This is a genomic window from Rhodococcus sp. NPDC004095 (genome assembly GCF_053604015.1).
On sequence record NZ_JBSGGS010000011.1, the window covers coordinates 39,081 to 57,489 of the forward strand.

Annotated in this window: 19 protein-coding genes; 11 read left to right on the plus strand and 8 right to left on the minus strand. The window is 68.4% G+C overall.

The window, feature by feature from the left end; all coding sequences use genetic code 11:
• Positions 1 to 74: 74 nt before the first annotated feature.
• The 9 genes from sdhC to ACWEPG_RS21215 all read left to right on the plus strand — a co-directional run bounded on the left by sdhC (position 75) and on the right by ACWEPG_RS21215 (position 8,437).
• A complete protein-coding gene (sdhC, locus tag ACWEPG_RS21175) occupies positions 75 to 479 on the plus strand; it encodes a succinate dehydrogenase, cytochrome b556 subunit (protein WP_450116169.1) in 405 nt (134 codons plus the stop codon).
• A 1-nt stretch (position 480) separates the two neighbouring features.
• Positions 481 to 924 carry a succinate dehydrogenase hydrophobic membrane anchor subunit gene (locus ACWEPG_RS21180; RefSeq protein ID WP_450116170.1) on the plus strand — a complete coding sequence of 148 codons (444 nt, stop codon included), beginning with the start codon at positions 481 to 483 and terminating at the stop codon, positions 922 to 924.
• Positions 925 to 929: 5 nt separating this feature from the next.
• On the plus strand, positions 930 to 2,681 hold the full coding sequence (sdhA, locus tag ACWEPG_RS21185) for a succinate dehydrogenase flavoprotein subunit (protein ID WP_450116171.1): 1,752 nt from the start codon (positions 930 to 932) through the stop codon (positions 2,679 to 2,681).
• Entirely contained in the window at positions 2,681 to 3,454 is a 774-nt protein-coding gene (locus ACWEPG_RS21190) for a succinate dehydrogenase iron-sulfur subunit (protein ID WP_450116172.1), read from the plus strand. The genes sdhA and ACWEPG_RS21190 overlap by 1 nt, the downstream gene beginning before the upstream one ends.
• A gap of 202 nt (positions 3,455 to 3,656) precedes the next feature.
• Entirely contained in the window at positions 3,657 to 4,076 is a 420-nt protein-coding gene (locus ACWEPG_RS21195) for a helix-turn-helix domain-containing protein (protein ID WP_450116173.1), read from the plus strand.
• Between the two features lie 4 nt (positions 4,077 to 4,080).
• Entirely contained in the window at positions 4,081 to 5,601 is a 1,521-nt protein-coding gene (locus ACWEPG_RS21200) for a hypothetical protein (RefSeq protein ID WP_452595210.1), read from the plus strand.
• A gap of 77 nt (positions 5,602 to 5,678) precedes the next feature.
• A complete protein-coding gene (locus ACWEPG_RS21205) occupies positions 5,679 to 6,116 on the plus strand; it encodes an ImmA/IrrE family metallo-endopeptidase (protein ID WP_450116187.1) in 438 nt (145 codons plus the stop codon).
• Between the two features lie 35 nt (positions 6,117 to 6,151).
• The gene (locus ACWEPG_RS21210) at positions 6,152 to 7,099 is read left to right on the plus strand and encodes a hypothetical protein (protein ID WP_452595211.1); all 948 of its coding nucleotides are present in this window, start codon (positions 6,152 to 6,154) and stop codon (positions 7,097 to 7,099) included.
• A 33-nt stretch (positions 7,100 to 7,132) separates the two neighbouring features.
• Complete coding sequence (locus tag ACWEPG_RS21215) at positions 7,133 to 8,437, plus strand: serine hydrolase (RefSeq protein WP_452595212.1); 1,305 nt, start codon at positions 7,133 to 7,135, stop codon at positions 8,435 to 8,437.
• Positions 8,438 to 8,577: 140 nt separating this feature from the next.
• Here the strand turns inward: ACWEPG_RS21215 and yhjD are convergent, their stop codons facing one another.
• From yhjD to ACWEPG_RS21250, 7 genes are all read right to left on the minus strand, one after another.
• Positions 8,578 to 9,603, minus strand: a complete 1,026-nt coding sequence (gene yhjD, locus ACWEPG_RS21220) for an inner membrane protein YhjD (protein ID WP_452595213.1) — start codon at positions 9,601 to 9,603, stop codon at positions 8,578 to 8,580.
• A 37-nt stretch (positions 9,604 to 9,640) separates the two neighbouring features.
• Positions 9,641 to 10,681 carry a tryptophan--tRNA ligase gene (gene trpS / locus ACWEPG_RS21225; protein ID WP_450116178.1) on the minus strand — a complete coding sequence of 347 codons (1,041 nt, stop codon included), beginning with the start codon at positions 10,679 to 10,681 and terminating at the stop codon, positions 9,641 to 9,643.
• 107 nt (positions 10,682 to 10,788) lie between these two features.
• Entirely contained in the window at positions 10,789 to 11,241 is a 453-nt protein-coding gene (locus ACWEPG_RS21230) for a barstar family protein (RefSeq protein ID WP_450116179.1), read from the minus strand.
• Positions 11,241 to 11,828 carry a ribonuclease domain-containing protein gene (locus ACWEPG_RS21235; RefSeq protein ID WP_452595214.1) on the minus strand — a complete coding sequence of 196 codons (588 nt, stop codon included), beginning with the start codon at positions 11,826 to 11,828 and terminating at the stop codon, positions 11,241 to 11,243. The genes ACWEPG_RS21230 and ACWEPG_RS21235 overlap by 1 nt, the downstream gene beginning before the upstream one ends.
• Positions 11,825 to 12,628, minus strand: coding sequence for an exodeoxyribonuclease III (locus ACWEPG_RS21240; protein ID WP_452595215.1), 804 nt, complete (start codon positions 12,626 to 12,628; stop codon positions 11,825 to 11,827). Before ACWEPG_RS21240 ends, ACWEPG_RS21235 begins: the two co-directional genes overlap by 4 nt.
• A gap of 170 nt (positions 12,629 to 12,798) precedes the next feature.
• On the minus strand, positions 12,799 to 13,941 hold the full coding sequence (locus ACWEPG_RS21245) for an MFS transporter (protein WP_452595297.1): 1,143 nt from the start codon (positions 13,939 to 13,941) through the stop codon (positions 12,799 to 12,801).
• Positions 13,942 to 14,150: 209 nt separating this feature from the next.
• Positions 14,151 to 15,374: an NADP-dependent isocitrate dehydrogenase gene (locus ACWEPG_RS21250; protein ID WP_450116182.1), complete on the minus strand. Its 1,224-nt coding sequence runs from the start codon at positions 15,372 to 15,374 to the stop codon at positions 14,151 to 14,153.
• 374 nt (positions 15,375 to 15,748) lie between these two features.
• Between ACWEPG_RS21250 and ACWEPG_RS21255 the strand changes: the two genes are divergently transcribed.
• Complete coding sequence (locus tag ACWEPG_RS21255) at positions 15,749 to 16,579, plus strand: shikimate 5-dehydrogenase (RefSeq protein WP_452595216.1); 831 nt, start codon at positions 15,749 to 15,751, stop codon at positions 16,577 to 16,579.
• A 102-nt stretch (positions 16,580 to 16,681) separates the two neighbouring features.
• Positions 16,682 to 16,936: a GlsB/YeaQ/YmgE family stress response membrane protein gene (locus ACWEPG_RS21260; protein ID WP_450116184.1), complete on the plus strand. Its 255-nt coding sequence runs from the start codon at positions 16,682 to 16,684 to the stop codon at positions 16,934 to 16,936.
• Positions 16,937 to 17,049: 113 nt separating this feature from the next.
• Here ACWEPG_RS21260 and ACWEPG_RS21265 read toward each other — a convergent pair whose 3' ends face one another.
• Positions 17,050 to 18,330, minus strand: coding sequence for a serine hydrolase domain-containing protein (locus tag ACWEPG_RS21265; protein ID WP_452595217.1), 1,281 nt, complete (start codon positions 18,328 to 18,330; stop codon positions 17,050 to 17,052).
• Positions 18,331 to 18,409 lie beyond the last annotated feature (79 nt).

The window sequence follows — 18,409 nt, forward strand, 5'->3', positions numbered from 1 at the left end:
CAGGGTGGTCCCCGAAAACAGCCGAAATCCCCGGTGCGACGCGTCCACCAAAGACGTTGGAGGCACAGCACTCGATGAGTAGCACGACTGAAGCCGCTCCGGCACAGGAGCGCACGCGGTCGCTATACCGGGGCGACCCCGGAATGTGGTCTTGGGTTCTACACCGGATCACCGGCGTCGCGACCTTTTTCTTTCTCTTCGTTCACGTTCTCGACACCGCGCTCGTGCGGGTCAACGCGGACACCTACGACCGGGTCATCGAGACCTACAAGAACCCCATCGTGGGGCTCCTGGAGCTCGGACTGGTCGCGATGGTCCTCTACCACGCACTCAACGGTATCCGCGTGATGCTCGTGGACTTCTGGTCGAAGGGCCCCCAGTACCAGCGCGTCATGCTCTGGGTCATCCTCGCGATCTGGTTCGTCGTGATGATTCCGGGCGCCGGACGCATCTTCTACAACATGTTTGCGGGGCACTGACATGAGCGAAGCCAAGACTCTGGGCAAGTCGTACGACCGCCCGGCCAGCCTGGACGCCCCGCGCTCGCCGCGCCGTCAGGCCAAGAACAACTTCGAGCTCTACGCCTGGTTGTTCATGCGCCTGTCCGGCCTCGCACTGGTCATCCTGGTGCTCGGCCACATGTTCATCATGCTGATGATGGATGACGGCGTGCACCGCATCAACTTCGCGTTCGTCGCCGGCCGCTGGTCCAGCCCGTTCTGGCAGATCTGGGACCTCGCGATGCTCTGGCTCGCGATGCTGCACGGCGGCAACGGTCTGCGCACCGTGATCGCGGACTACTCGCGCAAGGATTCCACGCGCTTCTGGCTGAACACGATCCTCGCTGTCGCGGTGATCCTGATCATCCTGACCGGCACGTACGTCATCTTCACCTTCGACCCGACCTTCGTCCCGGGGAGCTAATCTTCATGCTGGAACATCGTTACGACGTGGTCATCGTCGGCGCCGGCGGCGCCGGCATGCGCGCAGCCATCGAATCTGGCCCGCGCACCCGCACCGCGGTCCTGACCAAGCTCTACCCCACCCGCTCCCACACCGGTGCGGCGCAGGGCGGCATGTGCGCCGCACTGGCGAACGTGGAGGAAGACAACTGGGAGTGGCACACCTTCGACACCGTCAAGGGTGGCGACTACCTCGCCGACCAGGACGCGGTCGAGATCATGGCCAAGGAGGCCATCGACGCGGTGCTCGACCTGGAGAAGATGGGTCTGCCGTTCAACCGCACACCCGAGGGCAAGATCGACCAGCGTCGTTTCGGTGGCCACACCCGCGACCACGGCAAGGCCCCGGTCCGCCGGGCCTGTTACGCCGCGGACCGCACCGGTCACATGATCCTGCAGACGCTGTACCAGAACTGCGTCAAGCACGACGTCGAGTTCTTCAACGAGTTCTACGCCCTCGACATCGCGCTCACCGAGACCGAGGAAGGCCCGGTCGCGACCGGCGTCATCGCCTACGAGCTGGCCACCGGCGAGATCCACGTCTTCCACGCGAAGTCGATCGTCTTCGCGACCGGCGGTTCGGGCCGCATGTACAAGACGACGTCCAACGCGCACACCCTCACCGGTGACGGCATGGGCATCATCTTCCGCAAGGGCCTGCCGCTCGAGGACATGGAATTCCACCAGTTCCATCCGACAGGCCTCGCCGGCCTGGGCATCCTCATCTCGGAGGCCGTCCGAGGCGAGGGCGGCATCCTCCGCAACGCCGACGGCGAGCGCTTCATGGAGCGCTACGCCCCCACCATCAAGGACCTCGCGCCGCGCGACATCGTCGCCCGCTCGATGGTGCTCGAGGTGCTCGAGGGTCGCGGTGCCGGTCCGAACAAGGACTACGTCTACATCGACGTCACGCACCTCGGCGAGGACGTGCTCGAGGAGAAGCTCCCCGACATCACCGAGTTCGCCCGCACCTACCTGGGTGTCGACCCGGTCACCGAGCTGGTGCCGGTCTACCCGACCTGCCACTACGTGATGGGCGGCATCCCCACCAAAATCAACGGTGAGGTGCTGCGCAACAACGAGGACCACGTTCCCGGCCTGTACGCCGCCGGTGAGTGCGCGTGCGTCTCGGTGCACGGTGCGAACCGCCTCGGCACCAACTCGCTGCTCGACATCAACGTGTTCGGCCGTCGCGCCGGCATCGCCGCCGCCGAGCACGCGCTGGCCACCGAGTTCGTGCCGCTGCCGGACGAGCCCGCGAAGATGGTCGAGGAATGGCTCGCGGTCATCCTCTCCGAGCACGGTCACGAGCGCGTCGCGGACATCCGCACCGAGCTGCAGCAGTCCATGGACAACAACGCGTCCGTGTTCCGCACCGAGGACACCCTCACGCAGGCGCTCAAGGACATCAAGGCGCTCAAGGAGCGGTACAACCACATCACCGTGCAGGACAAGGGCAAGCGCTACAACAGCGACCTGCTCGAGGCCGTCGAACTCGGCTTCCTGCTCGAGATGGCGGAGGTCACCGTCGTCGGCGCACTGAACCGCAAGGAGTCGCGTGGCGGCCACGCCCGCGAGGACTACCCGGACCGCAACGACGCCGAGTACATGCAGCACACCATGGCGTACAAGGTCGGCAAGGACCTCATCTCCGACATCCGTCTGGACTACAAGCCGGTTGTCCAGACCCGCTACGAGCCGATGGAGCGTAAGTACTGATGTCCGCACCAGTTCTCGACAAGGACGCGACCGCGCTGCCGCCCGTGCCCGAGGGAGCCGTCATGGTCACCCTCAAGATCGCCCGGTTCAACCCGGAGGACGGCAAGGGTCAGCACTGGGACTCCTTCCAGGTTCCGTGCCTGCCGACCGACCGCCTGCTGAACCTGCTGCTGTACGTGAAGGGTTACCTCGACGGAACGCTGACGTTCCGCCGCTCCTGCGCACACGGCGTCTGCGGCTCGGATGCGATGCGGATCAACGGTGTCAACCGGCTGGCCTGCAAGGTGCTGATGCGCGACATGCTGCCCAAGGACGGCAAGTCGCTCACCATCACGATCGAGCCGATCAAGGGCCTGCCGGTCGAGAAGGACCTGCTCGTCGACATGGAGCCGTTCTTCGACGCGTTCCGTGCCGTCAAGCCGTTCCTGATGACCTCGGGCAACGAGCCGACCCGTGAGCGGATCCAGTCGCAGGCCGACCGCGCCCGGTTCGACGACACCACCAAGTGCATCCTGTGCGCCTGCTGCACCACCTCGTGCCCGGTGTACTGGAGCGACGGCAGCTACTTCGGCCCGGCCGCGATCGTGAACGCACACCGCTTCATCTTCGACAGCCGTGACGAGGGAGCCGCCGAGCGGCTCGACATCCTCAACGACAAGGAAGGCGTGTGGCGTTGCCGCACGACCTTCAACTGCACCGACGCGTGCCCCCGCGGCATTCAGGTGACGAAGGCGATCCAGGAAGTCAAGCGCGCCCTGCTCTTCTCGCGCTAGATCGCCGAGCACGACATCAGCTAAAGGCGCGGACCCGACAGGGTCCGCGCCTTTAGCTGCCTGTCGCCAGGTCAAACGTTAATTCCATATTTCCAGCCACGAACCCATGTAACGTCCGCTACCAATCCGTTACCATGTGCTCGCAGACTGCGCGAGACCCCAATTCAGGGGTCGACACACGAAGGGATCGGGACCTACGGCAATGGAGTCAGACTTCGCATCTCGGTTGAACAAACTGTTCGACACGGTACATCCACCCGGCCGCAAGCCACACACGAACACCGAGGTTGCCGAGGCCCTCAATTCGGCCGGCCATCGCATCTCCAAGCCGTACATCTCCCAACTGAGGAACGGCCAGCGCACCAACCCGTCGCCGGAAACCGTTGCCGCTCTTGCCCAGTTCTTCAAGGTCAAGTCCGACTACTTCTTCGACGACATCTACGCCGCTCGCATCGACCACGACCTGGAGCTGCTCTCCCAGCTGCGCGGCTACGGCCTTCGTCGACTGTCGGCGCGCGCGTTCGACCTGTCCAGCGAGTCACAGGAACTGCTCACCGCAATGGCCGAAAAGCTGCGGCGCAGCGAGGGATTGCCGGCTACCCCACCGGACTCCACCGAGTAGCGGGGTGCGCACCACCACCCCACGAGTAAGGCGCTGGCGGGTCCTGACCGCCAGCGCCTTGCTGGGTTCGCTCCTGATCCTGCCGGGTCTCGCCTCTGCGGCGAACGGCGATGGCAGGTCCGACCCCACGCCCTCCGCACAGGAACGTGGCCAGGGCAATGGCAACGGCGGTCAGGGCAACGGCAACGGCAACGGCGGTCAGGGCAACGGCAACGGCGGCCAGGGCAACGGCGGCGGCTGGTGCGACCACGACGGAGGCAACGGACCCGGCGGCAACTGCGGCAACGGCAATGGCAATGGCAACGGCGGCTGGTGCGACCACGACCGGCACGGAAACCATTGCGGTGGGCCCACACCCACCACGACGGCCGCCCATCCGACCACCACCAGGGTCGAGCCCACAACCACTGCTGAACCGACGACGACCGTGGAACCCACGACCACCACCGTCGAACCCACCACGACAACGGTCGAGCCCACCACCACGACCACCAGCGTGGAACCCACCACGACCACCACCGTCGAACCCACCACGACAACGGTCGAGCCCACCACGACCACCGTCGAGCCCACCACGACCACCGTCGAGCCCACCACCACGACCACCGTCGAGCCCACCACCACGACGGTCGAGCCCACCACGACGACCGTCGACCCCACGACCACCACCGTGGAACCCACCACCACGACGGTCGAGCCCACCACGACGACCGTCGACCCCACGACCACCACCGTGGAACCCACCACGACGACCGTCGACCCCACGACCACCGTCGAGCCCACCACCACGACCGTGGAACCCACCACCACGACGGTCGAGCCCACCACCACGACCGTCGACCCCACGACCACCACGGTCGACCAGACGACCACCACCGTGGAACCCACCACCACGATCGCGCCCACCACCACGGTCGAGCCCACGACGACCGCGGAACCCACGACCACCACCGTGGAACCGACGACCTCGCTGGCCGCGGCGACCACGACCTCGAGCGCTGTTGCGGTCCCCGGGGTCGGACCTTCGGGTGACGGGGACGGCACGGGTGGCGGCGATGCCGATCAGCGGGTGCCGCCACCGGCCGCGGAGTCGAACGAGCAGCCCGCCTCACTCGCGGATGCACCCGAGGCGGCACCTGCCGCGGACGCACCGTCGAACCCGGCTGCACAGGCTAATCCTGCGGACGGGCCCGCGGCGGACGCTCTTTCGCAGGCAGCGGACGAGCGGGCGCGGGCGGCAGCCGTGGCTCCCGGGCACGAAACGTTGATCGCGAACGCGGCGCCGCAGGCACCGCACCGCGATGCGCGCCCGGTCGCCGCGCATCATGCGGCGGGTTCACCCAACCCGAATGTCGCGCTGGCGTCGGAGTCCCGGCCGGGCGGCGACATCGGTGCCGCCACGGCCGGCGTCACGGCGGTGCTGTTCGCGGCTGGCGCGACCGGGTTCATGAGCTTCCGCAGCGCCCGCGCCGCGCGAACCCGATTGAACCTCGCGCGCGCCGAGTTCCTGGAGCCACTGCGGTGACGGCTCCGAGGGACCCCGGCTCGCGGCCGGTCCGCAATCACCGTCGTGTCCTGGCCGCGGTGGACGCGGTGCTCGACATGGCCGCGCAGACCCACGCGGTCACCATCGAGGACATCGTCCAGTCGCTGGCCGACACCCGCCGGCGTCCGATTGAGATCGCGTTCGAGGACCTCGGGCCGGGGGTGTGGGGGCAACGCCGTGAGTTCCCGGATCATGACCGGATCGTGCTCGCGCGTAGCCTTCCCAGTGTGACCAGGACCCTCGCCCACGAGATCGGGCACATCGTCTTCCGACATCCGGGCGCCGCGATCGCCGAGACGACGCTCGCGGCCGACGACGATCTGATCGCGTACATGCTCAGTCAGCGGTCCGCCGGGTCCGCGGACCTCACGCACGAGGCGTTGCACGAGTGGGAGGCGGAGGCGTTCGCCGTCCGTCTCCTCCAGCGCCTCGGCCAGTTCGAACGTGACGAGAACTGGCGGCCTCTGCTGTGCTTCGACGAGGCTCTCGGGTGATCACCTGGGCTGTCGCCCTACTGTGCTCCACCGCGGTGGGAGCACGGATCGGGCGTCTGACGGTGCGCCCTCCGTCGTTGGCCCGGGTGGCCATCGCGCTGGCAGCGATCTCGCTGACCGTGGCGGCGACCGTGCGTACCAGCACGGTGTCGGAGGTGCTCGACGGATACGGCGACCATGTCGCCGCCACGGTGTTCGAGCTGTGCCTGATCGCGTTCGGGACGACGACGGCGCTGATCGCCGCGGCGTCGACGACGGTTCTCAGCGCCCGTCCGCAGTGGCAGCTGGTCACCGTTTCCGCGGTCGCCACGGCGGTGGTCACCGGCCTCGAACTCTCGGCTGCGGAGCACAGCCCGGTCACGTCGGTGTACCTGGTGGTGACCGCCCTGTTCGCGACCGCCGTCGCGATCCGGTACGCGCGGTGGAATCCGCTGGGACGGGCCATCGGGCTGTACTGCGCGGGTCTGGTCGTGATCGCGGCAGGTTGCGCGGTCGACCTGTTCACCGACGCGCGAAGCCATTTCTCACCCTCGTCCGGCCTGTGGTCGCTGGCGGTGATCCTCGTCAGCGCAGGATGTTCGTCGGTGATGATCGAGGCGTGGGGTCGGGCGCAGCTGGACCTGCGTCGCACTCGCGGCCTCTGGACGGCGCTGACCTCGGCGCACCCCGAACTGCTCGACAGCGACTACCGGTCGGTGACCTCGACGCTCACGGCCGGCGACCGGATCTCGCAGATCCTCGACGGACTGTATCTGCACGACGGCGGTGGTCTGCTCGGCCCGGGTTGGTCGCCGCCGCCCGCCGATCCGGCGGAGCAGGCCGACGCGGTCGCGCAGTGGTTGCATCGCACGGCCGTCGAGATCGAGCCGATCGACCCGGGCTGGCTCGGCACCCCGGACGGGCTCACCGATCGGCAGTGGATTCTGGCGGTGAGCGCGGCATACGATCGACCCCGGCGGCGGGCAGACGCGACCGTCGCCTGACAGCACCCATGGGTGCGCTACCCTGCCTCCTCGATGAACACGCTCGGTAAGGCCCGGAACTGTGCGATCGCCGTCGCCGCGATCGGCATGATCGGTGTGCCCGCGGCAGCACAACCCCTCCCCGCCGAGCCGGGCTCCACCCCAGGCGCGGTGACCAGCACGCCGTTCACCGCTCCGAACACCGACGGATGCCCGAACCGCGCCGTGCCGCCGCCCGCGATCGACCTGTCCGAGGTACCCGCGCCGGGTGACCCGACGCCCACCCCGCTGCCGGTGCCTGCGCGCCCCGTCGGCGGCGAGAACCTGGGCGCCTGCGGAGTGGTGACGGCCGACGGCTCTCCTCCGCTGCCGGCCGACATCTCGGCCACCGCGTGGGTCCTGTCCGACCTCGACACCGGTGCTGTTCTCGCGGCGAAGGACCCGCACGGCCGATACCGCCCGGCGAGCACGATCAAGATGCTGCTGGCCCTCGTGGCTTTGCACGAGCTGGACCTCGACGAGACGGTGACCGCGACCGCGGAGGACGCGAACGTCGAGGGCAGCGCGGTCGGGTTGGGCAAGGACGGCCGGTACACCAACCGGCAGCTACTGCAGGGCCTGGTGATGGCGTCGGGCAACGACGCCGCGCACGCGTTGTCCACGCAGCTCGGCGGCGACGCGGAAACCGTGCGGAAGATGAACGAGCTGGCCCGCCACCTCGGCGCGCTCGACACCCGGACGGCGACGCCATCGGGGCTCGACGGACCCGGAATGTCCAGTTCCGCATACGATCTCGCCCTGGTCTACCGGGAGGCGATGCGCAACCCGACCTTCGCCGAACTGATCCACACCGAGCGGGTCGAGTTCCCCGGATTCCCCAAGAACCCCGACGATCCCCTCGACGTGGACCATCCCGGGTTCACCCTCGCCAACGACAACAAGCTGCTCTACAACTACGACGGTGCACTCGGCGGCAAGACCGGCTACACCGACGACGCACGGCAGACGTTCGTCGGGGGCGCCGAACGCGGCGGCAGGCGTCTGGCGGTGACCCTGATGGCCGGGGACGTCCTGCCGATCCGCCCGTGGGAGCAGGCCGCCCGACTGCTCGACCACGGTTTCGCGCTGCCGCGCTCGACCTCGGTGGGTGAGCTCGTCGACCCCGGCGAGACCGATCACGCCGACGCCGCTCCGGTCACCGTGGCCGCGCCGCCGGAGTCGTCCACCGCGGGCGACGTCTCTGCCGTGAGCACCGCCGGTGGCGGCGACGTCCCCCGTAACGCGGTCCTGGCGGTGGGCGGCGCGATCATCGCCGTCCTCATCGGCGGCGCGGCGCGTCTGCAACGCCGGCGACACTGACGCGGCAGCTTCGAAAGCACCGCCGCGCTGCGCCTTCGGGAGCGCTCCCGCGCTACGACTTCGGGAACGCTCCCGCGCTACGGCTTCGGGAGCGCTCCCGCGCTGCAGCTTCGAGAAACCCGGACGCCGCGCGGCTGCGGTCAGCGACGGTGGCGCCTGAGCCAGCCACCGAGGCCCAGCGCGGCGGCCGCGCCGGTCGCGACCAGCACGGCGGCCTCGACGAGCGTGGCGCTGCGCGCCGGCGGGGGCGCGGCCACCTCGATGACGGCAGGCTGGGGCGGCGGCACGTGTGCGAGTTCCTCGTTCTCACGAGTGGTGGCCGCCCAGGCGGTGGAGACAAGCAGCAGCCGTGCAGTGAAGTAGATGAACACCAGCAGACCGATGATCGGACCGAAGGTCGACCCGGCCGGCCCCCCGGTCACGGACTGCAGGTAGATCACGCCGACCCGTTTGAACACCTCGAACCCGAGGGCGGCGATCAGCGCGGCGCGGGCCGCGCTCCGCAGCGTCACCGGCTCCCGCGGCAACCGGGCGATCACCCAGGTGAACAGCGCCCACGTGATCACGGCCGCGAGCAGTGACGTGCCGATCTGCACCAACGTCTGCACCCAGCCCAGGTCGTCGATGCCGAGGAACTCGAGGACGGTACCCGTCACTCCCCCCTCGGCCAGGACCGAGAGCCCCACCGACAACACCAGTGCCAGGAACAGGCCGAGCAGCTTCGACAGGTCCCGCAGCTTGGTCGCCACGAATCCCGTCGGCGGATGCCGCTGCGCCCACATCGCGGACAGCGCCTCGCGCACGTTCGCCATCCAGCCCAGTCCGGCGTAGGCGGCGAAGATCAGACCGAACACACCGACGGTCGCGCGGGCGGCGATCGCCGCGTCGATCAGCTCGTTGATCTGGTCGCCCAGGTCGCCGGGCATCGCCTTGGTGACGGTGGTGTGGATCGAGTCCAGCAGGTTGGGGTTCTGAACCAGAACGAAGCCGAGGATCGCGAACGCGACCATCAGCATGGGGAACAGCGCGAACACGCTGAAGTAGGTGATCCCGGCCGCGAAGTAGTCGCCCTTGTTCTCCTGGTACCGGCCGGCGGCGCGGATGACGTGGTCGAGCCACGGCCAGGCGGCGCGCCGGCGCTCGAGCAGTCCCTTGAAGTCCGGCACCGGCGCTCACCCCTGTCGCTGAATCAGCCCTGCCGGCTCATCCCTTCTGCGGCAGGAATCCCACCTTGTCATAGACGGTGGCCAGAACCTTGGCGGACACTTCGCGTGCCCGCTCCGCGCCCGCGTCGAGGATTCGGTCCAGCTCGGCCTCGTCTGCGAGGAACTCGTCGACCTTCGCGCGCAGCGGCGTCACGAACTCCACCAGTGCGTCGGCAGTGCCTACCTTTAGGTCGCCGTATCCCTTTCCGGCGTAACCCTTCTCGAGGTCCTCGACGCTGGTCCCGGACAGTGCGGACTGGATGGTCAGCAGATTGGAGACACCCGGCTTGTTCTCCCGGTCGAACCGGATCTCGCGCTCGTTGTCGGTGACCGCGGACTTGATCTTCTTGGCCGAGATCTTCGGGTCGTCGAGCAGGTTGATCAGACCGGCGTCGGTGGCGGCGGACTTGCTCATCTTCGACGTCGGGTCCTGCAGGTCGTAGATCTTCGAGGTGCCCTTGATCATCTGCGCCTCGGGCACCACGAACGTCTTGCCGAAGCGGGTGTTGAACCGCTGCGCGAGGTCGCGGGCCATCTCCAGGTGCTGACGCTGGTCCTCCCCGACCGGCACCCGCTGCGGGCGATACAGCAGGATGTCGGCGGCCATCAGCACCGGGTAGGTGAACAGGCCGACGGTCGCGGCCTCGGCGCCCTGCTTGGCGGACTTGTCCTTGAACTGCGTCATCCGGCTGGCCTCACCGAAACCGGTGATGCAGTTCAGGACCCACGCGAGCTGCGCGTGCTCGGGCACCTGGCTCTGCACGAACAGCGTCGACCGTTCCGGGTCGATGCCGAGCGCCAGCAGCTGCGCCGCCGCGACCTTCGTCCGCTTGCGCAGCTCCTTCGGGTTCTGCGGGACGGTGATCGCGTGCAGGTCGGGAATGAAGTAGAAGGCGTCGAAGTCGTCCTGCAGCTGCACCCACTGGGCCAGGGCGCCGAGGTAGTTGCCGAGGTGGAAGGAGTCGGCGGTCGGCTGGATACCGGAGAGCACCCGCTGGCGGGGAGCTGAATCGGGGGTGGACGATGCGGAACTCGACATGGTCCCGATCCTTTCATGCCCGCCCCGGTACGCCGGTGTCCACCCTGCGCCGACGGGTCTTCTCGGCGCCGGGGTCTTGTCGGCGCCGGCGGCTTCTCAGCGCCGGCTCAGTCGTCGAGCCGAACGATCGCGACCCCGACCGTCGTCCACCGCCGCGCCAGGGCGGCGGAATCCAGTGCGGCGACCTGCGCCACCACCCGGATGCCGGCGTCCTGCAGCGCCGACAGCAGCCAGGGCACCTCCCCCGGCTGGTCGCCAAGCAGCGCGCCGGCGTCGCGGACGATCACGATCAGGTCGGGTGCGGCGCCGAGCCAGTCCTGCCAGTCCCGCAGGCACTCGTCGAAGGCGTCCTTGTTCGCGCCGAAGTAGTACGGGAACTGCAGCGCGGCCGCGAACTCGTCGTAGACGGCAGGCACCGTCGGCATCCGGGTGCCGCGGACACGGCGTACGGCGTAGCCGCTCTCGGACAGCGCGTAGGCCGCGTTGTCGGCGTCCCTGGGCGCCCCGGCGAGCAGCCCGACACGCACGGGGCCGGTTGCGAACTGGTGCAGCGTCGTCATCAGCGCATCCTCGTGAAAGATTCGTAGTGGTCACCGGTGTACCAGGCGCTGGTGTCGCTGCCGGTGACGATGCGCTCCGCGTCGCGCGATTCGCCGCGCCGTTTCGGGTTCACGTCCCATTCGCGATACGCGATCGACGACCCGGCCGTGTCGGTGCGGGGCAGCGTCCCCTCCCGGTTGCGCCAGGTGTCCCCGCCCTTCGTGCCCGGCGCGTTCGCCGACCCCGGCCAGCGGCCCGCGTCGATCTCGGCGAGGGTTGCCCACGCGACGTCGGGCACGGGCACCGGCACGACACCGCGCGGTCCGGCGGTCTGTGCGGCGGCGGTGGTGGTGGCCGGCGCGGGGGGCGGCAGTGCGACAAGGGTCCCGTCCTCGTCAACGGTCAGCCGTTGCACCTCGTCACGGGTCAGCCCTTGCTGCGTGGCGGTGACGGTGGCGATCGAGGGGTTGCCCGCGTGGCTGCGTACAAGTTCCGCGTCCGGGCCGGTCTGGCCACCGGGACCGGTGAGCAGGAACCCGGCGACCACCGCGAGCACCGCGACAAGGACCCCGAGGACGAGGCGGGCCCGCGGCCCCAGCCTGGTCACCGGTAGCGCACCGTGACCGGCGCGTGGTCGGACCAGCGCTGGTCGTAGGACGCCGCACGTTCGACGACGGCTTCCTTGGCACGCTCGGCGAGACCCGGGGTGGCGACCTGGTAGTCGATCCGCCAGCCGGAGTCGTTGTCGAACGCCTTGCCGCGGTAGGACCACCAGCTGTAGGGCCCGGCGAGGTCGGGGTGCAGTCCGCGCACCACGTCCGCCCAGCCGAACTCGCCGAAGACCGAACCCATCCAGGCCCGCTCGTGCGGCAGGAAGCCGGAGTTCTTGACGTTGCCCTTGTGGTTCTTCAGGTCCAGTTCGGTGTGCGCGATGTTCCAGTCGCCGCACACCACCGCGTCGCGTCCGGCCCCGGTCGCGGCCGCGCCGGTGGCGGTCAGGTACGCGCCGAACGAGTCGATGAACCGTTCCTTCTCGACCTGCCGCTCGGTGCCCACCTCACCGGACGGCAGGTACAGGCTGGCGACGGTCAGGTCGTCGAAGTCGGCTTCCAGGTAGCGGCCCGCCTCGGCGAACTCGTCGTCGCCGTGGCCGATCCGCACCGCGTCCGCGGGCCGGCGGGAGAGCACAGCGACCCCGTTGCGGCCCTTGACCGCGGACTGAGCGGTCGCCATGTGCCACCCCGCGTCGAGCGCCGGGGCGAGGGTGGCGTGCAACTGTTTGTCGTCGGCGCGGGTCTCCTGCAGGCAGACCACATCCGCGTCGGTGGCGGCGAGCCACTCGAGCAGACCCTTCTTCGCGGCGGCGCGAACGCCGTTGACATTGACCGTGGAGATGATGTGCGGCACGGGGTGAAACCGTATCGAACCACTCGGACACAGCCGGCCGGCCGGGGTGAACGCCGCGGGCCAGGCGCGTGTCTGACGGCCCCGACCCCGCTCCCCGACAGTGGCTGAAGGTGGCCTTCGTCCGGTTGAACCGAACGAAGGTCACCTTCGTTCGGAGCCGCTGCACCCGGTCAGGCGTGGCTGCCGCGGCGTTCGAGCAGGACCGCGACGCCGAGCACCACGAGCCCGGCGAGGGCGAGGCCCGACGCGACCACGGCGGGGGCCGTGTATCCGAATCCGGCCGCGATCACGACTCCGCCGATCCAGGCACCGAACGCGTTGGCGACATTGAGCGCGGCGTGGTTGAGGGCGGCGGCGAGGGTCTGCGCGTCGGCCGCCACGTCCATCAGCCGTGTCTGCAGTGCGGGCACCATGGCCGCTCCCGCCAGTCCGATCAGGAACACGAACACCAGCGCGGTCACCGGGTTGTGCACGGCGGCGACGAATCCGGCGAGGATCACCGCCAGGGCGGCCATCATCGCGGCGAGGCCAGGGATCAGGGCACGATCTGCGAGATGACCGCCGACCAGGTTGCCCACCACCATGCCGAGGCCGTACAGCATCAGCGCCAGCGGCACGAGTGATCGCGACAGGCCGGACACGTCGGTCAGGGTGGTGCTGATGTAGGTGTAGACCGCGAACATGCCGCCGAATCCGACCATGCCCATGATCAGGGTCATCCACACCTGCACGCGCGTCAGCGCGCCGAGCTCGGTGATCGGGTTGGTCGTCGGCATCGCGTCCAGTCGTGGGATCCACAGCATCAGGGAGACGACGGTGACCACCCCGATGACCGCGACGAGCGCGAACGCGGCCCGCCATCCCAGGTGCTGCCCGAGCCAGGCGGCGACCGGCACCCCGACCACGTTGGCCACGGACAGACCGAGCATGACGGTCGCGACCGCCTTGGCGCGGCGACCGGGCTCGGCGAGGTGGGCGGCGACGAGCGCGGCCACCCCGAAGTAGGCGCCGTGCGGCAGGCCGGCGACGAACCGGGCCACCATCAGGGTGGCGTAGTCGGGAGCGAACACGGACGCGGCGTTGCCGACGGTGAACGCCACCATCAGCGCGATCAGCAGGACGCGGCGCGGCACCCGTGCGGTCAGCGCCGCGATGGTCGGGGCGCCGACGACCACGCCGAGGGCGTAGGCGGAGATGACGTGCCCGGCGGTCGGTTCGCTGACGCCCAGGCCGCCCGACATCTCCGGCAGCAGCCCCATGGCGACGAACTCGGTGGTGCCGATCCCGAAGCCGCCGAGTGCGAGGGCGAGCATCGCGAGCGAGCGGGCGGCGCCGGGCCCCCGGAAACCACGGGACGGACGCTCGATGCGGGACAGTGTCGACGAAACCACTGATCAATTGTGGTCACGGGGGCCGACGGTCCGCCAAGTGAGGGGGCGTGAGTTCGCTCACCCGGCGCCGGATACGCCGAAGGGGCGCCCGGGTTGTCCGGACGCCCCTTCGGGTGTGCTCGTGCGCGGGATTACTTCGCCGCGAACGCCTTCTGCAGGTTCTCGTCGAGCGCGCCGAGGAACTCCTCGGTGGTCAGGTAGCCCTGATCGCCACCGACCAGAAGCGCGAGATCCTTCGTCATCTGACCGCCCTCGACGGTCTTGATGACGACGTCCTCGAGCTGCTGTGCGAAGTCGATCACCTCGGGGGTGTTGTCGAGCTTGCCGCGGTGCTCGAGACCACGGGTCCAGGCGAAGATCGACGCAATCGGGTTGGTCGACGTCGGCTTGCCCTGCTGGTGCTGGCGGTAGTGCCGGGTGACGGTGCCGTGCGCGGCCTCCGCCTCGACGGTCTTGCCGTCCGGGGTCATCAGCACGGAGGTCATCAGACCCAGCGAGCCGTAGCCCTGCGCGACGGTGTCGGACTGGACGTCACCGTCGTAGTTCTTGCAGGCCCAGACGTAGCCACCCTCCCACTTGAGCGAGGAGGCGACCATGTCGTCGATGAGGCGGTGCTCGTAGGTCAGGCCCGCGGCGTCGAACTCGGCCTTGAACTCTTCTTCGAAGATCCGCTGGAACTCGTCCTTGAACATACCGTCGTATGCCTTGAGGATCGTGTTCTTGGTCGACAGGTAGACCGGGTAGTTCTGCTGCAGGCCGTAGGCCAGCGAGGCACGCGCGAAGTCCTGGATGGACTTCTTGTAGTTGTACATCCCCATGACGACGCCGCCGTCCTCGGGAATCTTGCACACCTCGTGCTGGATCGGCTCGGAGCCGTCCTCGGGGGTGTACGTGATGGTGACGGTGCCTGCGCCGGGGACCTTGAAGTCGGTGGCGCGGTACTGGTCACCGAACGCGTGACGTCCGACGATGACCGGCTTGGTCCAGCCCGGAACCAGGCGGGGCACGTTGGAGATCAGGATCGGCGCGCGGAAGATGGTGCCGCCGAGGATGTTGCGGATGGTGCCGTTCGGCGACCGCCACATCTTCTTGAGGCCGAACTCCTCGACCCGGGCCTCGTCCGGCGTGATGGTCGCGCACTTGACGCCGACGCCGTGCTTCTTGATCGCGTTCGCGGCGTCGACGGTGACCTGGTCATCGGTCTTGTCGCGGTATTCGATACCGAGGTCGTAGTACTCGAGATTCACATCGAGGTACGGATGGATCAGCTTGTCCTTGATGAACTGCCAGATGATGCGTGTCATCTCGTCGCCGTCCAGTTCGACGACGGTGCCCTCAACCTTGATTTTGGACATGTGTACTTCGCGTCCTCCTAGGAAGTTTCCCCTGGTCACACGGTTAGCCATCCGCTTCGTGAGCGGTTGGCGAACGACTCAATTCAGTAAACCCAAACGTCGCGGGCACACACCGGGATGCCGCGCCAAACAAGACAAGCGTACTGCTAGCGGCGTGGCGCGCAACGATCGCCCCCGACGGCGACACCCCTACCGCCGGGTAACTTCACCCAGCTCAGACGGCCCACCAGCGAGTCGTTCATCCGCTCCACCGCATATTTCACGTCCGACAACGACTGTGACACCATCCAGACTCTACGTCCGGATGTGAGGGGAGTCACTACCCCGGCCGGCCACACCCGATGCTCCGGCGAGGCCGGCGATACCGTGGGTAGGTGCGCCGGATCAGCAGGGACTCCATCAGCCGGGACACGACGCTGTGCATGTCGCTGTCCGCCCGACCGTCGAACATCGGAACCCGGTTCCACAACCACCTCTACGAGGAACTCGGGCTGGACTTCCTCTACAAGGCGTTCACCACCACCGACCTGGCATCCGCGATCGCCGGCATCCGTGCACTCGGGATCCGCGGCTGCGGTGTCTCGATGCCGTTCAAGGAGGCATGCATCGAGCATGTCGACGTCATGCATCCGTCCGCGGAGGCGATCTCATCGGTGAACACCATCGTCAACGAGGACGGTGTCCTGCACGCGTACAACACCGACTACGAGGCCGTCGTCACCCTTCTCGCCGACCGAGCCGTCGACCCGTCGACACCGGCCGCGGTCGCCGGCAGCGGCGGCATGGCCAAGGCGGTCGTGGCGGCACTGCGCGACCAGGGTTTTCGCTCGGTGACGGTGGTCGCCCGCAACGCCGGGACCGGTCGCGCGCTCGCCGACCGGTACGGCTTCGCGTGGCGCCCTGATCTCGGGGACCTGCGACCGCGACTGCTGGTCAACGCGACCCCGCTCGGCATGTCGGGCGGGCCCGGTGCAGACGCATCGCCGTTCGACGCCGACGCGGTGCAGGCCGCCGAGACCGTCTTCGACGTCGTCGCCATGCCACCCGACACACCGCTGATCCGGGCGGCGCGGGCGGCGGGCAAGACCGTCATCACCGGAGACGAGGTGATCGCGCTGCAGGCGGCGGCCCAGTTCGTGCTGTACACCGGTGTGACACCGACCCGCGACCAGATCCGCCGGGCGTCGGAGTTCTCCCGACGGTGAGCGACCCGGCCGCCGCACGTCCATGAATTTCACCCGGACAGGGGCGAGGATTCACTCACAGAGTGCGCGGCGGCACAGCCGGGCAACCTACGAGGAGGACACATGCTGGGACTGGGCTTCATCGGATGGATCGTCATCGGCGGACTCGCCGGCTGGATCGGCAGCAAGATCCTGCACAACACGGGTCAGGGCGTGATCCTCAACATCGTCGTCGGCGTCTTCGGCGGCCTGATCGGCGGCTTCCTGCTCAACCTGATCGGGGTCGACGTCGAGGGTGCCGGCCTGATCTTCAGCTTCCTGACATGCCTGCTCGGCGCGGTGATTCTCCTGTGGCTGGTGCAGAAGGTCAAAGCCTGAGCACTCCCCCGGAGAGAACGCTTTCCGACGCTTCGCCCGGACGCGAAGGCCCCGATGCCCACTGCATCGGGGCCTTCCCGCGTCACGTGTCGACGCCGCCGACGGTGCCGACCTCAGCGAGTGGGCGAAGCGGTCGGCATCGGTGTCGGCGGTGACGTTCCGCCCGCCGCCGGAGCCGTGTCGGTCAGCCGGTACACGTGGTCCGGGGAGATGATCTCGGTGATCGCCGTGCCCAGCAACGTGCTCGGTTCCTGGCCCTCGTAGCCGGTGTCGGTGTTGATCATGATGACGAGGGTGGTCGCCCGCTCCGGCAGGTACACCGTGACCGTCTGGTACCCGGGCAGGCTGCCGTTGTGGCCGATCCAGCCGGCCGCGTTGAACAGGCCCAGCCCGTACCCGACGTCGGGGGGATACCCGGGCGCGTTGACGGTCTCGAGTCGCTGCTGCTGCGTTTCCGGCGTGAGCAGCGTCCCGGTCGCCAGCGCAGGCCCCCAGATACGCAGGTCGTCGAGCGTGGAGATCATGGCGCCCGCCGCCCAGCCCCACGAGGGGTCCCAGTCGGTGGCCGTCGCCTCCTTGCCGTCGGCGGTCTGGATCGTGTAGCCCTGCGCGTGCGGCTCGGGGAAGGCGTTGTCGGTGGGAAAGCTGGTCTGGTCCATCTTCAGCGGCGCGAGGATCTCGTCGTCGATGTAGTCCGGCAACGACATTCCGCTGACCTTCTCGACCACCAGCCCCAGCAGTGTGGTGTTGGTGTTCGAGTACTGGAAGCCTTCGCCGGGCGGGAACGTCGCGGGCATCGCGAACGCGTAGCCGAGCAGCTGTTCCGGGGTGAACTGCGCTCGGGGATCGGCGAAGAACGTCTTCTGGAACTCCTCGCTCGCCGTGTAGTTGGCGAGCCCGCTCTGCATGCGTGCCAGCTCCCGGATGGTGATCCGATCGCCGTCGGGCACGCCGTCCACGTACTTCACGATCGGGTCGTCCAGTCCGACCTTTCCGTCGTCGACCAGCTGCAGCACGCCGGTGACGGTGAACGTCTTGGTCAGGCTGCCGATCCGGCTGTAGAAGTCGGTCTCCATCGGTGCGCCGGTGGCCTTGTCGGCGACGCCGAATGCCTTGACGTAGGTGCCGCCCGGCCCCCAGATCCCGACCATCGCGCCGGGCACCGATGCCTGTTTCATCGTGTTCTCGATGGCCGAGTCGAGTCGCTGCGAGAGCGACGGGTCCAGCGCTGCCGTCGATTCGGCGGCGGTCGTGCCGGAAGCGGCTGTCGTGTCGGACGCGGCGGGCTCGGTGGTCGAATCGTCGGAGCATCCGGCGGCCAGCAGGAGCGTGACCGCCGCGGCCGCGAGCCGCCCGCGGCGTCGGCGCGGCACGGAAACTGTCGATGGAGTCACGGCCTGTGGGGTCATCCGCCCGGTCCCGTCGTAGAAATACGAAGTCGTAGTAATACAAATAGGAGCGACGTGTGCTTGG

Bases quoted from the DNA above. Each gene is read 5' to 3' on its own strand.
- trpS (WP_450116178.1), bottom strand. From the start codon at position 10,681: ATGTCGAGTTCCGCATCGTCCACCCCCGATTCAGCTCCCCGCCAGCGG.
- ACWEPG_RS21230 (WP_450116179.1), bottom strand. From the start codon at position 11,241: ATGACGACGCTGCACCAGTTCGCAACCGGCCCCGTGCGTGTCGGGCTG.
- ACWEPG_RS21205 (WP_450116187.1), top strand. From the start codon at position 5,679: ATGGCCGCGCAGACCCACGCGGTCACCATCGAGGACATCGTCCAGTCG.
- ACWEPG_RS21245 (WP_452595297.1), bottom strand. From the start codon at position 13,941: ATGCTCGCCCTCGCACTCGGCGGCTTCGGGATCGGCACCACCGAGTTC.
- ACWEPG_RS21215 (WP_452595212.1), top strand. From the start codon at position 7,133: ATGAACACGCTCGGTAAGGCCCGGAACTGTGCGATCGCCGTCGCCGCG.
- sdhA (WP_450116171.1), top strand. From the start codon at position 930: ATGCTGGAACATCGTTACGACGTGGTCATCGTCGGCGCCGGCGGCGCC.
- ACWEPG_RS21195 (WP_450116173.1), top strand. From the start codon at position 3,657: ATGGAGTCAGACTTCGCATCTCGGTTGAACAAACTGTTCGACACGGTA.
- ACWEPG_RS21180 (WP_450116170.1), top strand. From the start codon at position 481: ATGAGCGAAGCCAAGACTCTGGGCAAGTCGTACGACCGCCCGGCCAGC.
- ACWEPG_RS21190 (WP_450116172.1), top strand. From the start codon at position 2,681: ATGTCCGCACCAGTTCTCGACAAGGACGCGACCGCGCTGCCGCCCGTG.
- ACWEPG_RS21260 (WP_450116184.1), top strand. From the start codon at position 16,682: ATGCTGGGACTGGGCTTCATCGGATGGATCGTCATCGGCGGACTCGCC.
- sdhC (WP_450116169.1), top strand. From the start codon at position 75: ATGAGTAGCACGACTGAAGCCGCTCCGGCACAGGAGCGCACGCGGTCG.
- ACWEPG_RS21250 (WP_450116182.1), bottom strand. From the start codon at position 15,374: ATGTCCAAAATCAAGGTTGAGGGCACCGTCGTCGAACTGGACGGCGAC.